This is a genomic window from Lysobacter sp. K5869 (genome assembly GCF_018847975.1).
GTDB lineage: Bacteria > Pseudomonadota > Gammaproteobacteria > Xanthomonadales > Xanthomonadaceae > Lysobacter.
In genome coordinates, this window is sequence record NZ_CP072597.1 from 1,487,490 (window position 1) to 1,505,672 (window position 18,183).

At 68.5% G+C, this 18,183-nt stretch carries 16 protein-coding genes; 10 read left to right on the forward strand and 6 right to left on the reverse strand.

Going from position 1 to position 18,183, the window contains the following annotated elements; translation table 11 throughout:
- Positions 1–4: 4 nt before the first annotated feature.
- The 3 genes from J5226_RS06310 to J5226_RS06320 are packed head-to-tail and all read left to right on the forward strand — an operon-like array spanning position 5 to position 1,679.
- Entirely contained in the window at positions 5–142 is a 138-nt protein-coding gene (locus tag J5226_RS06310; RefSeq protein WP_215838989.1) for a hypothetical protein, read from the forward strand.
- Positions 139–765 carry a cytochrome c oxidase assembly protein gene (locus J5226_RS06315; protein WP_215838990.1) on the forward strand — a complete coding sequence of 209 codons (627 nt, stop codon included), beginning with the start codon at positions 139–141 and terminating at the stop codon, positions 763–765. Before J5226_RS06310 ends, J5226_RS06315 begins: the two co-directional genes overlap by 4 nt.
- 35 nt (positions 766–800) lie before the next feature.
- Entirely contained in the window at positions 801–1,679 is an 879-nt protein-coding gene (locus J5226_RS06320; RefSeq protein ID WP_215838991.1) for a cytochrome c oxidase subunit 3, read from the forward strand.
- A gap of 219 nt (positions 1,680–1,898) precedes the next feature.
- On the opposite strand, the gene J5226_RS06325 is transcribed toward J5226_RS06320, so the two are convergent.
- Complete coding sequence (locus tag J5226_RS06325) at positions 1,899–2,129, reverse strand: twin transmembrane helix small protein (RefSeq protein WP_215838992.1); 231 nt, start codon at positions 2,127–2,129, stop codon at positions 1,899–1,901.
- Between the two features lie 66 nt (positions 2,130–2,195).
- Here J5226_RS06325 and J5226_RS06330 point away from each other — a divergent pair, with 66 nt between their 5' ends.
- From J5226_RS06330 to J5226_RS06355, 6 genes are all read left to right on the forward strand, one after another.
- A complete protein-coding gene (locus tag J5226_RS06330; protein WP_215838993.1) occupies positions 2,196–2,927 on the forward strand; it encodes an SURF1 family protein in 732 nt (243 codons plus the stop codon).
- On the forward strand, positions 2,924–3,508 hold the full coding sequence (locus J5226_RS06335) for a hypothetical protein (protein ID WP_215838994.1): 585 nt from the start codon (positions 2,924–2,926) through the stop codon (positions 3,506–3,508). The genes J5226_RS06330 and J5226_RS06335 overlap by 4 nt, the downstream gene beginning before the upstream one ends.
- Positions 3,509–3,556: 48 nt before the next feature.
- The gene (locus tag J5226_RS06340; RefSeq protein ID WP_215838995.1) at positions 3,557–4,720 is read left to right on the forward strand and encodes a COX15/CtaA family protein; all 1,164 of its coding nucleotides are present in this window, start codon (positions 3,557–3,559) and stop codon (positions 4,718–4,720) included.
- Positions 4,720–5,652, forward strand: a complete 933-nt coding sequence (locus tag J5226_RS06345) for a heme o synthase (protein ID WP_215838996.1) — start codon at positions 4,720–4,722, stop codon at positions 5,650–5,652. The genes J5226_RS06340 and J5226_RS06345 overlap by 1 nt, the downstream gene beginning before the upstream one ends.
- 70 nt (positions 5,653–5,722) lie before the next feature.
- Complete coding sequence (locus tag J5226_RS06350; protein ID WP_215838997.1) at positions 5,723–6,976, forward strand: amidohydrolase family protein; 1,254 nt, start codon at positions 5,723–5,725, stop codon at positions 6,974–6,976.
- Between the two features lie 78 nt (positions 6,977–7,054).
- Positions 7,055–8,377, forward strand: a complete 1,323-nt coding sequence (locus J5226_RS06355; RefSeq protein ID WP_215838998.1) for an amidohydrolase family protein — start codon at positions 7,055–7,057, stop codon at positions 8,375–8,377.
- A gap of 968 nt (positions 8,378–9,345) precedes the next feature.
- Here the strand turns inward: J5226_RS06355 and J5226_RS06360 are convergent.
- From J5226_RS06360 to J5226_RS06375, 4 genes are all read right to left on the reverse strand, one after another.
- Positions 9,346–10,344 carry a bile acid:sodium symporter family protein gene (locus J5226_RS06360; RefSeq protein ID WP_215838999.1) on the reverse strand — a complete coding sequence of 333 codons (999 nt, stop codon included), beginning with the start codon at positions 10,342–10,344 and terminating at the stop codon, positions 9,346–9,348.
- A 642-nt stretch (positions 10,345–10,986) separates the two neighbouring features.
- Positions 10,987–11,361 (reverse strand): hypothetical protein, encoded by a 375-nt coding sequence (locus J5226_RS06365; RefSeq protein WP_215839000.1) that lies wholly within the window; start codon positions 11,359–11,361, stop codon positions 10,987–10,989.
- Between the two features lie 23 nt (positions 11,362–11,384).
- Positions 11,385–12,278: a DNA/RNA non-specific endonuclease gene (locus tag J5226_RS06370; protein WP_215839001.1), complete on the reverse strand. Its 894-nt coding sequence runs from the start codon at positions 12,276–12,278 to the stop codon at positions 11,385–11,387.
- A gap of 147 nt (positions 12,279–12,425) precedes the next feature.
- Positions 12,426–14,426 (reverse strand): prolyl oligopeptidase family serine peptidase, encoded by a 2,001-nt coding sequence (locus J5226_RS06375; protein WP_215839002.1) that lies wholly within the window; start codon positions 14,424–14,426, stop codon positions 12,426–12,428.
- 291 nt (positions 14,427–14,717) lie between these two features.
- Here J5226_RS06375 and J5226_RS06380 point away from each other — a divergent pair, with 291 nt between their 5' ends.
- Positions 14,718–15,854, forward strand: a complete 1,137-nt coding sequence (locus J5226_RS06380) for a membrane dipeptidase (protein ID WP_215839003.1) — start codon at positions 14,718–14,720, stop codon at positions 15,852–15,854.
- 492 nt (positions 15,855–16,346) lie between these two features.
- Here J5226_RS06380 and dnaG read toward each other — a convergent pair whose 3' ends face one another.
- A complete protein-coding gene (dnaG, locus tag J5226_RS06385) occupies positions 16,347–18,092 on the reverse strand; it encodes a DNA primase (RefSeq protein WP_215839004.1) in 1,746 nt (581 codons plus the stop codon).
- Positions 18,093–18,183: the final 91 nt, after the last annotated feature.

An 18,183-nucleotide genomic window follows, 5' to 3' on the forward strand; every position in this document is an offset into this window, starting at 1 on the left:
CGACATGACTCCGATCCAAGAACCGCAGGACCTCGCTCAGCGCCGCTCGGCCGCGCGGCGGACCGCGTTTTGGGTCGGCGCGGCGGCGGTGGCGGTGTACGTGCTCTTCCTCCTCGGCGGCGTGTTCGGGATGGCGAAATGAGCGACGTCCGCGACCCGCAGCCCAGCGAGCTCAACGAGGCCCGCCGGCAAGCCTCGCCGAAGATGACCAAGCTCATGGTCGGCGTGGCGCTGGGCGCGTTCGCTTTCACCTTCGCGCTGGTGCCGCTGTACCGCATCGCGTGCGAGAAGGTGTTCGGCATCCGTCTGGAACGCGGCGTCGCCGACGCCGACCGCGGCGGCCATGCGGTCTCCGACCGCATCATCACCGTGCAGTTCGACGGCAGCGTCAATTCCAAGCTGCCCTGGGAATTCCGCCCGCACGCGGTGAGCATGAAGGTGCGCCCGGGCGAGCAGTACGAAACCACCTACTACGCGCGCAACACCAGCGACGCGCCGATCGTCGGCAGCGCCTCGCCCTCGGTGGCGCCGGCGCGCGCGTCGGGCTATTTCAACAAGACCGAATGCTTCTGCTTCACCGCGCAAACCCTGCAAGCGGGCGAGTCGCGCGAGATGCCGGTGCGTTTCATCGTCGATCCGAACCTTCCGGCCGGCGTCGAGACCATCACCCTGTCCTACACTTTCTTCAAGAACGACGTGCTCACCGCACGGCTGCAGCAAGGCGCGGTCTCCAAGACGCCGTCCTCGCCGCTGGCCGCGCCTTGAGTTGGCTTCGCACCACCTGACTACGGAACGCCGCCATGGGCCAAGCGCACTCGCCAGACGCCAACATCTACTTCGTCCCGCATAGCAGTCGTTGGCCGTTCCTCGGTTCGATCGGCTTGTTCACCCTGATGGTCGGCGTGGCCAACTGGCTCAACGAAGTCAGCTGGGGCAAGCCGGTGTTCTTCGTCGGCGTCGCGATGATGATCGCGGTGCTGTTCGGCTGGTTCAGCGACGTGGTGCGCGAGTCGGTCCGCGGCAACTACAACAAGCAGGTGGACGTGTCGTTCCGGATGGGGATGATCTGGTTCATCTTCTCCGAGGTGATGTTCTTCGCCGCGTTCTTCGGCGCGCTGTTCTACGCCCGCCAGTTCGCGCTGCCGTGGCTCGGCGGCGACGGCGACGGCGTGATGACCAACAGCCTGCTGTGGCCGGACTTCAGCGCGGCCTGGCCGAGCTCGGGCCCGGCCGGCGTCGGCGGCCACTTCCAGACCATTCCGGCCTGGGGCCTGCCGCTGCTCAACACCCTGATCCTGCTGACCTCGGGCTCCACGGTCACCGCCGCGCACCACGCGCTCAAGGGCGGCCACCGCAAGGCGCTGCTGTTCTGGCTGGGCCTCACCGTGCTGCTGGGCTGCACCTTCCTGTTCTTCCAGGCGGAGGAGTACGTCCACGCCTACACCGAGCTGAACCTGACCCTGGGTTCGGGCATCTACGGTTCGACCTTCTTCATGCTCACCGGCTTCCACGGCCTGCACGTGACCCTGGGCACGATCATGCTGGCGATCATCTGGTTCCGCTGCCTGAAGGGCCACTTCGACAAGGACAACCACTTCGCCTTCGAGGCGGTGGCTTGGTACTGGCACTTCGTCGACGTGGTGTGGCTGGGCCTGTTCCTGTTCGTCTACGTGCTGTAAGCGCGGACGAGGCATCGATGCGAAAGGCCGGCCCGAGGGCCGGCCTTTCGTTTTTGCGAGGCGGTCGTTTTCGTGCTGGCGGGCGCCCAGCCCCGGCGTTCCGCGCTCGGCCCGCTGCGGCGGGAATGAGGGATCGGCCGACGACCACCGGCCGCATCGCGGCCGGGGCGCTAACCGGCGACAATGGCGCCCTGGGCCGTCGACGGCCCGGCGGGCCGCTCAGCCCGCGGGATTGGAGCCCACGCCGTGCGGCGTGATCCAGCCCATCCAGATCGCCAGGATCACCAACAAGATCAGCGCGACGGACAGCGCGATGCGCCGGGTCAGGGCATTGACCGTGCGTTTGCTCTGCCCCTTGTCCACCAGCATGTAATACAGGCCCGCCCCCAGGTTCCACAGGATGAACGCCAGGAACGCGACCACCACCAGGATTTTCAATTCTTGGCTCATCGAGGCCTCGTGCGCCGCGCGCGCGGGTGCGAAAGCCGGATTATCGCAGCACGCCGGGAGCTTGGGGTGAGCCGTCGCGGCAGCGTGCTGTTCGGTTGGGTCTTGGCGCTGGCGACGATCGCGCTGTTCGTCAACCTCGGCCTGTGGCAGGCGCGGCGCGCGGTCGAGAAGCAAGCCATGCTCGACGCCGCCGCGCGCGTGCTGTCCGCGCGCGCGCCGCAGCCGCTGTCGCGCGCGGCCGATCCGCGCCGCGCGCACGAGTACGACTGGGCCGAGGGCCAAGGCCGCTTCGACGAACGCGGGCCGCTGCTGCTCGACAACCAGCAACGCGGCGGCCGCGCCGGCGTGCGCGTGTATCGGCTGTTCCTGCCCAACGGCGGCGAACCGATGCTGGTCGATCTGGGCTGGCTGCCGCTGGGCGGCGAACGCAAGCTGCCGTCGGTGGCCAAGCCCGAAGGCGAACTGGCGCTGCGCGGTTTGCTCAGCGCGCCGCCGTCGGTCGGCATCCCGCTCGGCCCCGGCATCGGCCGCGAAGGCGAGGGCTGGCTGCTGACCCGCGTCGACACCCGCGCGATCGGCGCCGCGCTCGGCCTGTCGGCGCCGCTGGCGCCGCGCGTGCTGCGCCTGGACCCGGCGCTCAAGCTCGGCTTCGAGCGCGATCTGGAACTGCTCAGCAACACCTTGCCGCCGGACAAGCACCGCGGCTATTCCCTGCAGTGGTTCGCACTCGCCGCGGCGGTGCTGATCACGGCGCTGATCCTGACTTTCCGGCGCCCGCGCCGCGGAGCCGAACGATGACCCAACCCGCGCCGTCCGCGCCCGTCTCCAACGCCCAGCGCAACCGCAACCGCCTGGTGTTGGTGCTGATCGCCGCGTTCTTCTTCGTGCCGATGCTGATCGCCGGAGTCATGCGCTTCACCGACCGCCATCCGGCGATCAACCGCCAGAACGGCGAGCTGCTGGAACCCAAGCCGGACCTGCGCCGGATGCCGCTGGCGCTGGCCGACGGCAAGCCGTATCCGTGGAATCCCGGCGCGCGGGTGTGGCGCATCGTGGTCGCGCCGCGGCCCGATTGCGCCGAGGAGTGCGTCAAGTTGTCGCATGAGCTCGACACGGTCTGGCAGCTGTTCGGCAAGGACGCCGATCAGGTCGATCTGCTGTGGGCCGGCGAACCGCCGGCCGGCGCGGCGCGTCCGGCCTCGCTGCGCGTGCTCGGCCCGTCGCCGCAGCTGCTCGAGCGCTTGCCGCGCCTGAACGACCCGGCCGGCACCCCCGTCTACGTCATCGACCCGAACGGCTTCGTGATTCTGCGCTACGCTCCCGGCTTCGAACCCGGCGGGCTGCATAAGGACTTGAGCCGGCTGCTGAAACTGATGTGACGACCGCCGGCGCCGCGCGCGGCGCCGCCAGCGAGACCAAGCTAAGCAATGAGCGTATCCAGCCTCACCGGCCTGAGCAGTTCCGGCCTGTATAAGAATTTCCACCGCATCGCCTGGCTGGCGGTGGCGCTGGCCTTGTGCGTGATCGTGTTCGGCGCGTTCGTGCGCCTGTCCAACGCCGGCCTGAGCTGCCCCGACTGGCCGACCTGCTACGGCCGCGCCGCGTGGCCGACCGATCCGCATCAAGCGGTCGATCACGTCGCCACCCAGATCCGCCCGGTCGAAGTGCACAAAGCCTGGCGCGAGCAGTTCCACCGCATGATCGCCGGCCTGCTCGGCGTGCTGGTGCTGACCCTGGCCTTGGTCTCGGCGCGCCGGCGCAGCAAGGGCATGGCGCAGATCGCGCTGGCCTCGCTGTTGGTCGCCGTCGGCATCCCGCTTTATATGAAAGGCCAGCACGTCGCCGCGTCCGCGCTGGCGATCGTCGGCGAAGCGATTTTGATCGCCGCGGCCGCGCGCTGGAGCAACACCGATCTGTCGCGGGTGTCGGCGATCACCCTGGCGGTCATCATCTTCCAGGCCTTGCTCGGCATGTGGACGGTGACGTGGCTGCTCAAGCCCATCGTGGTGATGGCGCATTTGCTCGGCGGGCTGCTGACGTTCTCTCTCTTGGTGTGGACCGCGTGGCGCGCGACCAACCAGCCGATCCGTCTGGCCGACGCGCCGCGCTTGCGCGGGTGGATCCTCGCCGGCATCGCCGTGCTCGGCGTGCAGATCGCGCTCGGCGGCTGGACCAGCGCCAACTACGCCGCGCTGGCTTGCGGCAACGACTTCCCGACCTGCGTCGGCCAGTGGTGGCCGCGCCACGACTTCGGCGAAGCCTTCGTGCTGTGGCGCGGCATCGGCGTGGATTACGAAGGCGGCATCCTCGACGGCGAGGCGCGCATCGCGATCCAACTCGCGCACCGGATCATGGCCGGCGTCGTGTTCGTGTTCGTGTCGGCGCTGGCGATCAAGCTGCTGCGCACGCCGGGCCTGCGCGGCTGGGCGACGTTGCTCGGCGCGCTGTTGCTGCTGCAGATCGGCCTGGGCATCGCCAACGTGATGGCGGGCCTGCCGCTGCCGGTCGCGGTCGCCCACAACGGCGGCGCCGCGCTGCTGCTGTTCACCCTGGTCTCGCTGCTCGCGCGCCTGCGCACGCCGGAGCCGTGATGAGCGCCGCGCCGCGACCCACCGCCAAGCAGTACTGGGACCTGACCAAGCCGCGCGTGGTCGCGCTGATCGTGTTCACCGCCTTCGTCGGCATGTTCATGGCGGTGCCGGGCTGGCCGCCGCTGCGCGAGTCGGTGCTGGGCTTCTTCGGCATCTGGCTCGCCGCCGCGTCGGCGGCGACGATCAACCAACTGCTGGACTCGCGCATCGACGCCAAGATGGCGCGCACCTCCTGGCGGCCGATCGTGGCTGGGCAAGTGACCCCGCGTCAGGCGCTGGTGTTCGCGCTGGTGCTGGCGGCGCTGTCGATGACGATCCTGGTGCTGTGGGTGAATCCGATCACCGCCGCGCTGACGTTCGCGTCGTTGATCGGCTACGCGGTGGTCTACACCGTCTACCTCAAGCGCGCCACGCCGCAGAACATCGTCATCGGCGGCATCGCCGGCGCGGCGCCGCCGCTGCTGGGCTGGGCCGCGGTGACCGGCATGAGCGGCGAATGGGATTGGGCGCACGCGCTGCTGCTGGTGCTGATCATCTTCGTCTGGACGCCGCCGCACTTCTGGGCGCTGGCGATCTTCCGCCGCGCCGACTACGCGCGGGCGATGGTGCCGATGCTGCCGGTGACCCACGGCGTGCAGTACACGCGCTGGCAGATCCTGTTCTACACCGTGTTGCTGGTGGCGGTGACGGTGCTGCCGTGGGCCGCGGGCATGAGCGGGCTGTTCTACCTCGGCGGCGCCTTGGTGCTGGGCGCGGTGTTCCTGTACTACGCCTGGAAGCTGATGGACCCGCCGGACGAGCTGTACGCGATGAAGGTGTTCAACTACTCCATCGTGTACCTGATGGCGCTGTTCGCGTTCTTGCTGGTCGATCATTGGCTGCTGCCGGCGTTGGCGCCTGCGGCGGCGTTCGAGTTGCGTCCGCTCGGCTGAGTCCGGCCACGCCGTTCAACCCTTTTCGCGACGCCCGCATCCAACCGATTCGTTCTGGTTGGAGTGCTTCGTGCGCCGTTCGTTCGCCTTGCGATTGATCGCTTCGTGTCTCGCCGTGCTCGCGCTGGGCGCGGCGCACGCTTCGGCGCCGCGCGCCGCCACCGTCGAATTCCGCGACGGCCGTTGGTTCGACGGCGAAGGGTTCCGCGCCGGCACCTGGTATTCGGTCGACGGTTCGCTGACGCGCGCGCGGCCCGGGCGCGTAGACCGCGTCGTCGATCTCGACGGCGGTTACGTCAGCCCGCCCCTGGCCGAGGCGCACAACCACAACCTGCAAAACGCCTGGGGCGCGAAGAATTTTCGCGGCCGCTACATCGACGGCGGCGTGCAGTACGCGGCGATGCTGTGCGGCGACCCCATCGACCGCGCGCAGGCGCGCGAAGCCTTGGGTGCGGACGCGCCGCTGGATGTGCTCTATGCCAGCGCCTGCATTTCAAGCTCCGACGGCCACCCGCTGGCGATGGCGCGGCGAAACGCCGACGGAAGCCTGCGGCCGCCCGAAGACGTTTACGACCGCGATTATTTGACGATGGATTCGCCCGAAGACATCGAGCGCAAATGGCCGATGGTGCGCGCCGCCCAGCCCGATCTGATCAAGGCCATCCTGGTCCATAGCGAGCGCCCGGAGCGGCGTGGCGATCCGCGCTATTTCGGCCTGAACGGCCTGCGTCCCGAGCTGCTGGCGCCGCTGGTGCGGCGCGCCCGCGCCGACGGCGTGCGCGTGGCCGCGCACGTCGAATCGGCCGCGGACTTCCGCGTCGCGGTCGAGGCCGGCGTGGATCTGATCGCGCACTTGCCGGGCTATCAAATCTGGGACGGTCGCGGCGAGGCGGATTATCGCCTCGACGACGCGACCATCGCTCTGGCCGCGCAGCGCGGGATTGCGCTGATCGCCACCGCCAACGCCGCGCAACTGCTGGCCGGCGAGGATGCCGCCAAGCTCGAACGCGTGCGCGCGCTGCAACGCGACAACCTGCGTCGGCTGCTCGCCGCGGGCGTGCCGCTCGCCGTCGGCAGCGATCGCTTCGACGCCACGGTGCGCGCCGAGATCGACTATCTGGCCGCGCTGGAGCTGATGGCGCCCGCGCGACTGTGGCGCGCCGCCGTCGAATACACGCCGTCGCTGTTGTTCCCGCGGCGCCGCATCGGCCGCATCGCCGAAGGCTACGAGGCCAATTTCATCGTTCTGGCCGAGAATCCGCTGCGGGCGCCGAAAGCGCTCGACGGCATCCGCTTGAAAGTGCGCCGGGGCGCGGTCTACTAAGCCTTTGCGCACTGGCGCTGCGCCGCCCGGCCGTGCCTATACTCGCGGCACGTTCCGCCGATGGGGAGATCGGTGCCGATGCTGCAGTCCGCTGATGTCGAATCGCCGCGCGCGCCGCGGCGCGTCTTGTTCCGCGCGTTGTCGGCGCTGTTGTTGGCGGCGGCGTTGCCTGCCGCGGCGCAGCAAGCCTCCGACACCGTGGTGGTCACCGCCGCCAAGCTGTTCGACGCGAGCAGCGGGCGCCTGATCGACCGCCCGCAGATCGTGATCCGCGAGGGCCGCATCGCCGCGGTCGGCCGCGCCGGCGACGCCGCGCCCGAGGGCGCGCGCCGCCTCGATCTGCCCGGCATGACCGTGCTGCCGGGCCTGATCGACATGCACGTGCACCTGGATTCGGATCCCACCTTCGGCGGCTACACCGGCTTGCAGTTCAACGACCGCTTCTGGTCGGTCGTCGCGGTCAAGCACGCGCAGCAGACCTTGCAGGCCGGCTTCACCACCGTGCGCAACGTCGGCGCCGATGCCTGGAACGACGTCGGCCTGCGTCAGGCCATCGACGAGGGCAAGCTCGTCGGTCCGCGCATCGTCACCGCCGCGTATTCCTTCGGCGCCACCGGCGGCCACTGCGATTCGACCTACTTCCCGCCGTCGATGGCGCAGAAGAATCCCTACAACGCCGACTCGCCCGAGCAAGCGCGCAAGAGCGTGCGCGAGCTGCGCAAGTACGGCGCGCAAGTCATCAAGATTTGCGCCACTGGCGGCGTGTTCTCGCGCAACACCGAGCCCGGCCAGCAGCAGATGAGCTATGAGGAAATGAAGGCGGTCGCCGACGAGGCGCATCAGTGGGGCTTGCGCGTGGCCGCGCACGCGCACGGCGCGGCCGGCATCCGAGACGCGATCCGCGCCGGCGTGGACACCATCGAACACGCGAGCCTGATCGACGACGAGGGCATCCGCTTGGCCAAGCAGCACGGCGCGTGGCTGTCGATGGACATCTACAACACCGACTACACCCAGGCCGAGGGCAAGAAGAACGGCGTATTGGAAGACAACCTGCGCAAGGATCGCGAAGTCGCCGACATCCAGCGCGAAAACTTCCGCCGCGCGCACGCGGCCGGGGTGAAAATGGTCTACGGCACCGACGCCGGCGTGTACCCGCACGGCCTCAACGGCCGCCAGTTCGCGGTGATGACGCGCTACGGCATGACCGCGGCGCAGGCGATCCGCGCGGCCACCTTCGACGCGGCGCAAGCCTTGGGGCGCAAGGACGTCGGTTTGATCGAAACCGGCCGCTGGGGCGATCTGATCGCGGTCGCGGGCGATCCGACGCAGGACGTTCGATTGCTGGAATCGGTGCCGGTGGTGGTCAAGGGCGGCGAAGTGGTGAAGGACGCGCGCTGAGCGAGTCCCGCGCGGCGTCAATTATCCACGCCCACGTCCCACGTCCCGCGTCCCGCGTCCCGCGCTCCGCGCCACTCCCACCCCGTCATTCCGGCGAAAGCCGGAATCCATTTTGTCGTTGCTGTTGCTGTTTGCTTTGACGCATCCCCACGCAAAGCCCACGCCCCGCAGCCCCGGAGGGCGTGCGCATGGATGCGCACGCGCGCCATGGGGCAGGATGACCCTTATGGCGCGGCCCCGCGTCGCTGTGAGCCCTAGTGGCTCTTGATTCGAAAACAAGGAAAGCGCCTTTCTTTGGTTACTTTCTTTGGCAAGACAAAGAAAGTGACCCGGCCGCTTGCGGACGGAACGCTTTGGATTGGAGCTTGTCCTCACTCGTTGTTGCGCTGAGAGCGAACCCACAGCAAAGTCAAAATGGATTCCGGCTTTCGCCGGAATGACGGAGTGCAAGCTGCGTTTCCCGCACGTGGCGGAACACCCCACCCGCCGTCATTCCGGCGAAAGCCGGAATCCATTTTGATGTTGCTTCCGCTTTCTCTGGCAAGAGACGCACGACGACAAGCGAAGATCAAACGCTTAAAGCTTTCGTCCGCAAGCGGCCGAGTTACTTTCTTTGTCTTGCCAAAGAAAGTAACCAAAGAAAGGCGCTTTCCCTGTTTTCGAATCAAGAGCCACTAGGTCCAGTACCGGGCGCGGGGCTGCGCCGTAAGGGGCATCCATGCCCCTACGGCGCACGCGCGCATCCATGCGCGCGCCCTCCGGGGCTTTGGGACGTAGGCCTCGGGTGGGGATGCGTCCAGGCGAAGAGCAACAGCAGCGGCAACGGCAAGATCAAAATGGATTCCGGCTTTCGCCGGAATGACGGCGGTCGATAGCCAGACTCTCGAGGGCAAGAGCGCAATTCTTCCTCATAGTCCCGGCCAGAACCGACTTCGCTCCCGCACTACGCGTCGCCGCCGCAGCGCCGCTCAGTCCGCAACCTCTTCCACCGTCGCCCGCGCCGCCGCCTTGCGCGCATACCGCTGCGCCAACTGCGCGCAAACGATCAGCTGGATCTGATGAAAAATCATCACCGGTAACACGATCGCCCCCAGCGCGCTGCTGGCGAACAGAATCTTCGCCATCGGCACGCCCGTCGCCAGACTCTTCTTCGACCCGCAAAACACGATGGCGATTTCGTCCTCGCGCGAGAACCCGAGCCGGCGCGCGGCGAACGTCGTCGTCGCCATCACCACGGCCAGCAACAGCGCGCACACCGCGATCACCACGTACAACGCGGCGATCGGCGTGCTCTGCCACAAACCGCTGTTCATCGAAGCCGAGAACGCGGTGTAGACCACCAACAGCACCGTGCCCTGATCGGTATAGCGCAGCACCGCGCGCTGCCGTTCGACCCAGCCGCCGATCCAGCGCCGCAGCAGATGGCCCGCCACGAACGGCACCAGCAGCTGCAGCATGATCTTGCCGATCGCCTCGCTCGGATCGGCCATGCCGCCGTTCGCGCCGGCCAACGCGCTGAGCAGCAACGGGGTGAGGAACACGCCGAGCAGGCTCGACGCCGAAGCGCTGCACACCGCGGCCGGCACGTTGCCGCCGGCCATCGAAGTGAAGGCGATGGACGACTGCACGGTCGAGGGCAGGGTGCACAGGAACAACAGCCCCAGGTACAGCTCCGGCGTCAGCAGATGCCCGGACAGCGGTTTGAACGCGAGGCCGAGCAGCGGAAACAAAATGAAGGTGCTGGCGAAGATCACCAGATGCAGGCGCCAGTGCAGCATGCCGGCGAGGATCGCCTCGCGCGACAGGCGCGCGCCGTGCAGGAAGAACAGCGCGGCGATGGCGAGGTCGGTGAAATCGTCCATCCACTGCGCCGGCGCGCCGTGCAGCGGGAATTTCCAGGCCAGGGCGACCGTGGCCAGCAGGGCCAGGGTGAAGGTGTCCACGCGCAGACGCTTGAGCCAGCTCATCGAAGCCCTCGTGATGCGGAGCGCGGTCGGCGCGCGCGGCCTCGGCGCGCCGACCGGGCCGCGCGCGGGAGGCGCGGCTGCGAGCATTGTGGCCGCTGCGGCGCGCGCCGGCCATGCGCGGCGTGGCGAGGTGGTTCAGGTAGGGCGCGTCGCCACAGGCCGGGCGCTGAAACGATGGGGCCATCGGCTTTGCCGCGTCCGTCCAGCCGTCGTCTACGCGAAGGCGGGAGTCGGAGACTTCAGAGGCATGCCTCGATGAAGCCTGGATGCCCGCCTTCGCGGGCATGACGATGGGTTGGGATTCGTCTGAGCGCAGCGGCCCATCGGATGCCGACGCGCCTCTTACGGAACGTCATCCCCGCGAAGGCGGGGAGTCGGAGACTTCAGAGGCATGCCTCGATGAAGCCCTGGATGCCCGCTTTCGCGGGCACGACGATGGGTTGGGATTAGCCTGGGCGCAGCGGCCCATCGGATGCCGCCGCGCCTCTTCCAGAACATCGTCCCCGCGAAGGCGGGGATCCAGAGGACTTCAGCGCCTTGCCTCGATAACGCCTTGCATGCCCACGTCCACGGGCACGACGACAAGAAAGCATCGGCGAGGCGCGGGCGCCGGCGCGATGGCGCGCCTCCCGCGGCGAACCCTCAACAGGGCCGCACTATCTCCGCGATTTCCACCGCGCTGTCCGGCGTGACGTACCACTTGCCCGGCTCTTCGTACTCGAAATCGATCGCGACCTCGGCCGCCTCGCGGTTGATGCGCAGGATGCACACCCGCCACGGCGCCTCGCCGGGCTTCTTGGTGACCTGGCGCAGCTGTTCCAGGCGGTTCTCGATCTCCACGCCCGACGGCGTCAGCGCTTCGCCCGGCTGGCCCTTGTCGTAGCGGAAGCCGTTGAGGCGGCTGATGCCGTCGCCGTACCAGGCGATCAGCGCGTAACCGTCCCACGGGCGCTCGCCGGCCTTGGGGTCGACCACGATCAGGCGGGTGATTTCGCCGAGCAATTCGTCTCTGTTCATAGCCTTGAAGTCAGTCCTTGCGGTCAGCCGGCCGCGATCAGTCCGTCCATCTGGTCCGCGTCGACGCGGTCGTAACGCTGGCCGGCGCGGTTGTCGAAACTCACGCGCTGATCGTAAACCCTGCGGCCGTCGGCCGGGTCGAGGACCTCATAGGAAATGCGAACCCGGTCCGGTCGGTCGGCCTCGCGCGGCGTCAGGTCGATGGTCACGCGCACGTCCATGCCCTTGTCGACCCACGCCGCCCACTCGTTTTCCAGGGTCTTGTAGGCGCCCATGTTGAAGTTGCCGTTCTGCGGGAACAGGTTCTTCAGGCCTTGATCGGTGACGAAGCGGTGGCCGAGCAGGTGGCCGCCCTGATCGCCGTCGACGCCGCGGTCGGCGGCGGTGCGCTGCGCCTGGGTCTCGGCGTCGCTGCGGTCGATGTCGCTGAACACGGTGCGCAGGGTCGCTTCGGCGTGAATCGGGCGGCCCTGGTCGTCGATGGTCCAGGTGGCGTCGTTGATTTCGCCGCCGCTGGGATTGACCACTTCGGTGGAGATATCGCGGGTCTTGCCGGGATCGGCGCGATCCGGCGGCGCCGCGTCCTCGCGCGGCAGCGCCGCGTAAGCATCGCGCAGCGCCGGCCCGCCGCGGCGTTCGACCGCTTCCGCGATGTTTTCGCGGCCGAACGCGGGTTCGAGTTTCCGCAACTGCGGCGCATCGAGCTTGCCGACCAAGTCGTTGGCCAGAGTTTCGCGCTCGGCCAGCGGCAGCGCGCGCACTTGCTCGCCGAGCGCTTGCACCTGCGCGCCGTCGAGCGCATCGACCCGCGCGCGCGCCAGCTCCGGCGCGGCGTCGCGCAGCGCGAGCGGCAACTCCGCGGGCGGCGGCAACGACGGCAAGCGGACGTCGAAGCCGGCGTGGATCGGGTCGGTCATGGCGGGCCTGTTCGCTGCGCGGATGCGCATCAAATTAGCCAAAAACCCGACGTCGCCGTATTGGGGAAAACCCCAGCGATTTATTTCGCTTCGATGACCCGCGCCGGCCGGGCTAGGGTTGTCCCCAGCCGCGGCCGCCGCGCGCCGTCAGCGCTTGTCCGCCTCGCCGCCGATCAAGTGCTGCTGCAGGAACAGCATCATCGCCGCGCCGAAGTAATCCGCGTTGGCCTTCTTCTGGAAGCCGTGGCCCTCGTCGTCGAACATCAGGAACCACACCGGCTGGCCGTTGCCGCGCACCGCCTTCACGATCTGCTCGGCCTCGGTGTAGGGCACGCGCGGGTCGTTCTTGCCTTGCGCGACGAACAGCGGCGAACGGATCTTGCCGGCGTTCTTCAGCGGCGAGATGCGCTCGAACACCGCCTTCATTTCCGGCACGCGCTCGTCGCCGTACTCGGCGCGGCGCAGGTCGCGGCGGTAGCTCTCGGTGTTGTTGAGGAAGGTGGCGAAGTCGGAGATGCCGACCACGTCGACGCCGGCACGGATGCGGTCGCTGTAGTGCATCAGCGAAGACAGCACCATGTAGCCGCCGTAGCTGCCGCCGTACACGCCGACGCGCTTGGCGTCGAGTTCGGGCTGCTTTCCGACCCAATCGAGCAGGGCGCCGATGTCCTTGACCGAATCCTCGCGCTTCTCGGCGTTGTCCAGGCTCAGATAGGTGCGGCCGTAACCGGCCGAGCCGCGCACGTTCGGCACCAGCACGGCCACGCCGAGTTCGTTGGCGAGGAACTGCGCGGCGGCGTTGAAGGTCGGCTGCGCCTGCGCTTCCGGGCCGCCGTGGATCTGGATCAGCACCGGCAGCGGCTTGCCGGGCGCGGCGCCGGCGGGCTTGTAGTAGAACGCCGGAATCGTGCGCGGCTTGCCGTCGACTTGGTCGAAGGTCGGATAACGCACCAAGGCTGGGGCGACGAACTTCGACGAATCCAGGCCGCCGACTTCGCTGCGGGTCCAGCGCGCGAGTTTGCGCGCGTCGATGTCGATGACGTAGACGTCGCTGGGCGAGGTCGCCGAGTTGATCGACAGCGCGATGCGCTTGCCGTCGGGCGAGAACTCGACGCCGCCGATCGCGCCGGCCGGCAGCGCCGGCAGCGGAATCTCCTGATGGCCCGGCAGCGACAGCGCATGCAGCTTGCCGATGCCGTCCTCGTTGCTGACGAACAGCAAGCGGCGGCCGTCTTCCGACAGCGCGAGCTGATCCACGTCCCACGGAATCTTGTCGCTGAGCACCTCGAACTTGCCGGTCGCCGGCTCGTGCCGGCGCAGGGTGCGGAACTCCTGCGGCTTGCCGCCGACGATCTCGTCGGAGACGAAATACACCGCGCGGCCGTCGCGCGAGAAACGGAAGTTGGTGATCGCCGCCTTGCCGCCGTCGACCGGGAACAAGCTCAGTTTGCCGCTGGTCAGGTCGACCAAACCCGGATACGACTCGCCCGCTGACACGTACTTGATCACCAGCAATTGCTTGCCGTCGGGCGAGAAATCCTGCGCGGTCCATTGGCCGCCCTCGGTCACCACCGCGCGCGCTTGTCCGTTGGGGAAATCGCTCACCCACACGTCGGTGTCCTTGCCGTTGCGGCGGGTGCTGCTGTACGCGAGCTGCTTGCCGTCGTGCGAGAACAGCGGCGCCTGATTGCGCGACTTGCCGTCGGTGAGCAAGCGGGTCTGGCGAGTGCTCAGATCGAACCAGTGCAATTGCCAGAACTCGTTGCCGCCGATGTCCTTGCCGAACACGAAGCCGTTGGCCGCGCCGGGCGCGACGGTCAGCGCATTGACCGGTTCGGGATAGAAGGTGAGCTGCTCGCGCATGCCCAGCGGCGCGCATACGCGATGGGCCTGGGTGGTTTCGGCGAAGCGGGTGGAGATCAGCAGGCAGCCGTCCTGGGTCCAGCCGGCGAAACCGGCGCCGCGGGTGTTCTGGTAGCGGTTGAGGCGTTCCAGCAACTCGGCCGGCACCGGCGGCACGTTCTCGCTGGTGCGGTTGCCCTGATGCAGGCGTTCGACCGGCGCGGCGGTTTGCGCGTGCGCGGCGCCGGCGCAGGCCAGCGCGGCGGCCAGGGCCGTGTGGGTGAGGATCAGGTGGCGCAGGCTCATCGGCGGTCTCCCCGGAGCGGCCGCGCGCGGCGCGCGGGCCAAGACGCGCCGCAACGGCGGCGCGGACGGCTGCGGCCGCGTCGCGGACCGCTGCCGGCGCGACGCGGCGAAGGCGCAGGAAGCCCGAGCTTAGCGCGCCCGCGCCGCCGCGATCCCTCCCGAAAGTCACGGCTGGCGCCGGCCGCCGTTGCGCCTAGAGTGCGTTGGTTGGAAACGTGCGCGGCGAAGGCCGCGCACGGGCGCGCGCACTGGGGCCGCGCCGCATTCGTGCCGATTCCGGGAGTCTTCGCAATGTTGGATCGCAGAAATTTTCTGATTCAAGGCGCGCTCGCCGGCGCCGGCGCGCTCGCCGCAGGATGGGGCGGGCCGCTGCGCGCGGCCGCGCCGTCGCAGCGCTGGGCGCCGTACGACGAGGCGATGGTGATCGATGGTTGCGGCTTCGTCGGCAACAACGAGCCCGGCGCGGGTCCGACCTTGCGGCCGGGGGCGATCGAGGACGTGCGCGCCAGCGGCTTGCGCGTGCTGCACACCACGGTCGGGCCGGTGGCGCAGTACGAGAACGCGTTCGAGGCCACGGTGCGCGACATCGGCAACTGGGAGCACGAGATCGCCGCGCATCCCGACGTGTTCCTGGCGGTGCGCCGCGGCGCCGACCTGGAGCGCGCTCGGCGCGAGAAGAAGGCCGGCGTGGTCTACCAGTTCCAGGACAGCGCGCCGATCGGCGAATCGCTCGAACGCATCGACGATTACTACCATCTCGGCCTGCGCACGGTGCAGTTGACCTACAACGTGCGCAACCTCGCCGGCGACGGCTGCATGGAACCCGGCGATGCGGGCTTGAGCAAGTTCGGCCACAGTCTGGTCGAACGGCTCAACGAGCGCCGCATCCTGGTCGATCTGGCCCACAGCGGCCGCCGCACCGCGCTGGAGGCGATCAAGGCCTCGAAATCGCCGGTATTGATCAGCCACACCGGCTGCGCGGCGTTGGTCGAGCGCCCGCGCAACAAGACCGACGCTGAGTTGCGCGCGGCCGCGGACAGCGGCGGCGTGGTCGGCATCTATCTCATGCCGTTCCTGCGCGAGAGCGGCCAGCCGATGGCGATGGACGTGATCGCGCACATCGAGCACGCGCTGAAGATCTGCGGCGAGGATCATGTCGGCATCGGCACCGACAACTTCGTCTCGCCGGTGGCGCTGACCGAGAAATACAAGCGCGACCACGCCGAATCGATCCGCGAACGCCGCCGCCAAGGCATTTCCGCGCCCGGCGAAAGCGAGACCGTCTACCTCTACATCCCCGACCTCAACACCCCGCGCCGGTTCGAGACGCTGGCGGCGATGCTGTCGGCGCGCGGGCACAGCGACGCGCGGATCGGCAAGATCCTCGGTGGGAATTTCGCGCGGACGATGGCGGACGTGTGGGGATGAAGACGAAGCCGGACGGTCGGTGGTAGCGGCCGAAGCCGCTGTAGGAGCTGCGCAAGCTGCGACCGCGGGGTGGCCGCTCGCGTCGTAAGCGAGGTGCCGCGGTCGCGGCTCGCGCCGCTTCTACAGCCAGATCGCATACCAGCCGAAGCCGCTGTAGGAGCTGCGCAAGCTGCGACCGCGGGGTAGCCGTTCGCGCCGTAAGCGAGATGTCGCGGTCGCGGCTCACGCCGCTCCTACAAGCCAGATCGCATACCAGCCGAAGCCGCTGTAGGAGCTGCGCAAGCTGCGACCGCGGGGTAGCCGGTCGCGTCGTAAGCGCGGTGTCGCGGTCGCGGCTCGCGCCGCTCCTACAGCCAGATCGCATACCAGCCGAAGCCGCTGTAGGAGCTGCGTAAGCTGCGACCGCGAAGTAGCCGTTCGCGCCGTAAGCGAGATGTCGCGATCGCGGTTCGTGCCGCCCCCGCACCACCAGCAGCCAAGCCCAACCGCGACTCAAGTCGCCCGCTGCAACCCCGCCCGCATCTGCAACAACGCCAGCAACTCGCGCTTCTCCGCATCGCCGAGCCCGCCTTCGCGCTGCAAGGCCTGCAGCTCGTCCAGCCGCTGCACCACGGTCTGCTTCTCCAACTGCCCGACAGCATCGAGAAACTCGCGCTGCAAATGTTCCTCGTTGCCCGGCAAGCTCTGGCTCGCCAGTTTCTGCAGCGCGCCGATCTGGGTGTGTTCGGCGAAATGCTCCAGCAGCGCGCCGGTGCTGATCTCCGGCCGTTGCTGCACGACATCGACGATCTCCACCAGCAGATCGATGCCCGGTTGGTTCAAACGCGCGAATCCGTACGGCGGCTGCAGCGCCGCGGCCAGCGAGGGCTTCTGCAACAGCAGCGCGATCGCGCTGCGCACCAGCGAACGCTTCGGCGTCGCCGCCGGACGCTGCGCGGCGCTGGCGCGTTGCGTCGGCACATGCGTTTGCGGCGAAGCCGTGCGCGCGCCGACGCCGGTGAGTTCGGTCAGGCGCTGCTTCATCAGATCGGAGAACGCGCCGTCGGGAATCTGCGCGAGCAGCGGCTTGGCGCGTTCGGCCAAGCGTCCCTTGCCTTCGAGCGTTTGCAGGTTGACGTCGGCGGCGAGGCTGTCGAACAGGAACTGCGACAGCGGCATCGCCTCCTGCAAGCGGCGGTCGAAGCCGTCGGCGCCTTCCTGCCGGACCAGCGTGTCCGGGTCCTCGCCTTCGGGCAGGAACAGGAAGAACGCCTGGCGCCCGTCCTTCATCCGCGGCAACACCGATTCCACCGCCTTCCACGCCGCGCCGCGGCCGGCGCGGTCGCCGTCGAAGCAGAAGTAGACGTCGGCGGCGTTGCGGAACAGCAGTTCGGCGTGATCGGGCGTGGTCGCGGTGCCGAGCGTGGCGACCGCGGTGTCGACGCCGTGCTGGAACAGCGCGATCACATCCATGTAGCCCTCGACCACGATCAGTCGCGGGATCTTGTTGTGGGTCTGCCGCACCTGCCACAGCCCGTACAACTCGCGGCCCTTGTGGAACAGCGGGGTTTCCGGCGAGTTGAGGTACTTCGGCCCGTCTTCCTTGTCGAGCACGCGCCCGCCGAACGCGATCACGCGGCCGCGGCGGTCGTGGATCGGGAACATCACCCGGTCGCGGAACTTGTCGTAGACGCGGCCGGTGTCGTTCTTCGACAGCAGGCCGGCGCGGTCGAGCAGTTTCATCCGCCGGTCGTCGGTGCCCAGCGCGTCGCGCAGGCCGTTGAAGCCGTCGGGCGCGTAGCCGATGCCGAAGCGGTCGCGGATGTCGATGCTGACGCCGCGATTGTCCAGATAACCCTGCGCCTTGCCGCTGGTCGAATACTGGCGCAGGAAGAAGCGCTGCGCGGCTTCCAGCGCGTGGATCAGATCCTGGGTGTCGGAATTCTCGTTGCGCGCGCGGGTGTCGCGCGGGACTTCCACGCCGACGCGCTTGGCCAACTCGTCGACCGCGTCGAGGAACTCGAGGCGGTCGTAGTTCATCAGGAAGCTGATCGCGGTGCCGTGCGCGCCGCAGCCGAAGCAGTGATAGAACTGCTTGGTCGGCGAGACCCAGAACGAGGGCGAACGCTCGTCGTGGAACGGGCAGCGCGCCGAGTATTCCTTGCCCTGACGCTTCAACGGCACGCGCGCGCCGATCACCTCGACGATGTCGGTGCGGGCGAGAAGGTCGTCGATGAAGCCGTCGGGGATGCGGGCCATGCCGGGGCCGCCCGGGCGGGCGGCGAGTCTGAGTGGGGAGCGGCGACTAGGATGCCACGGGCGGGGCGCATCGGCCGCGACCGCGGCGGGC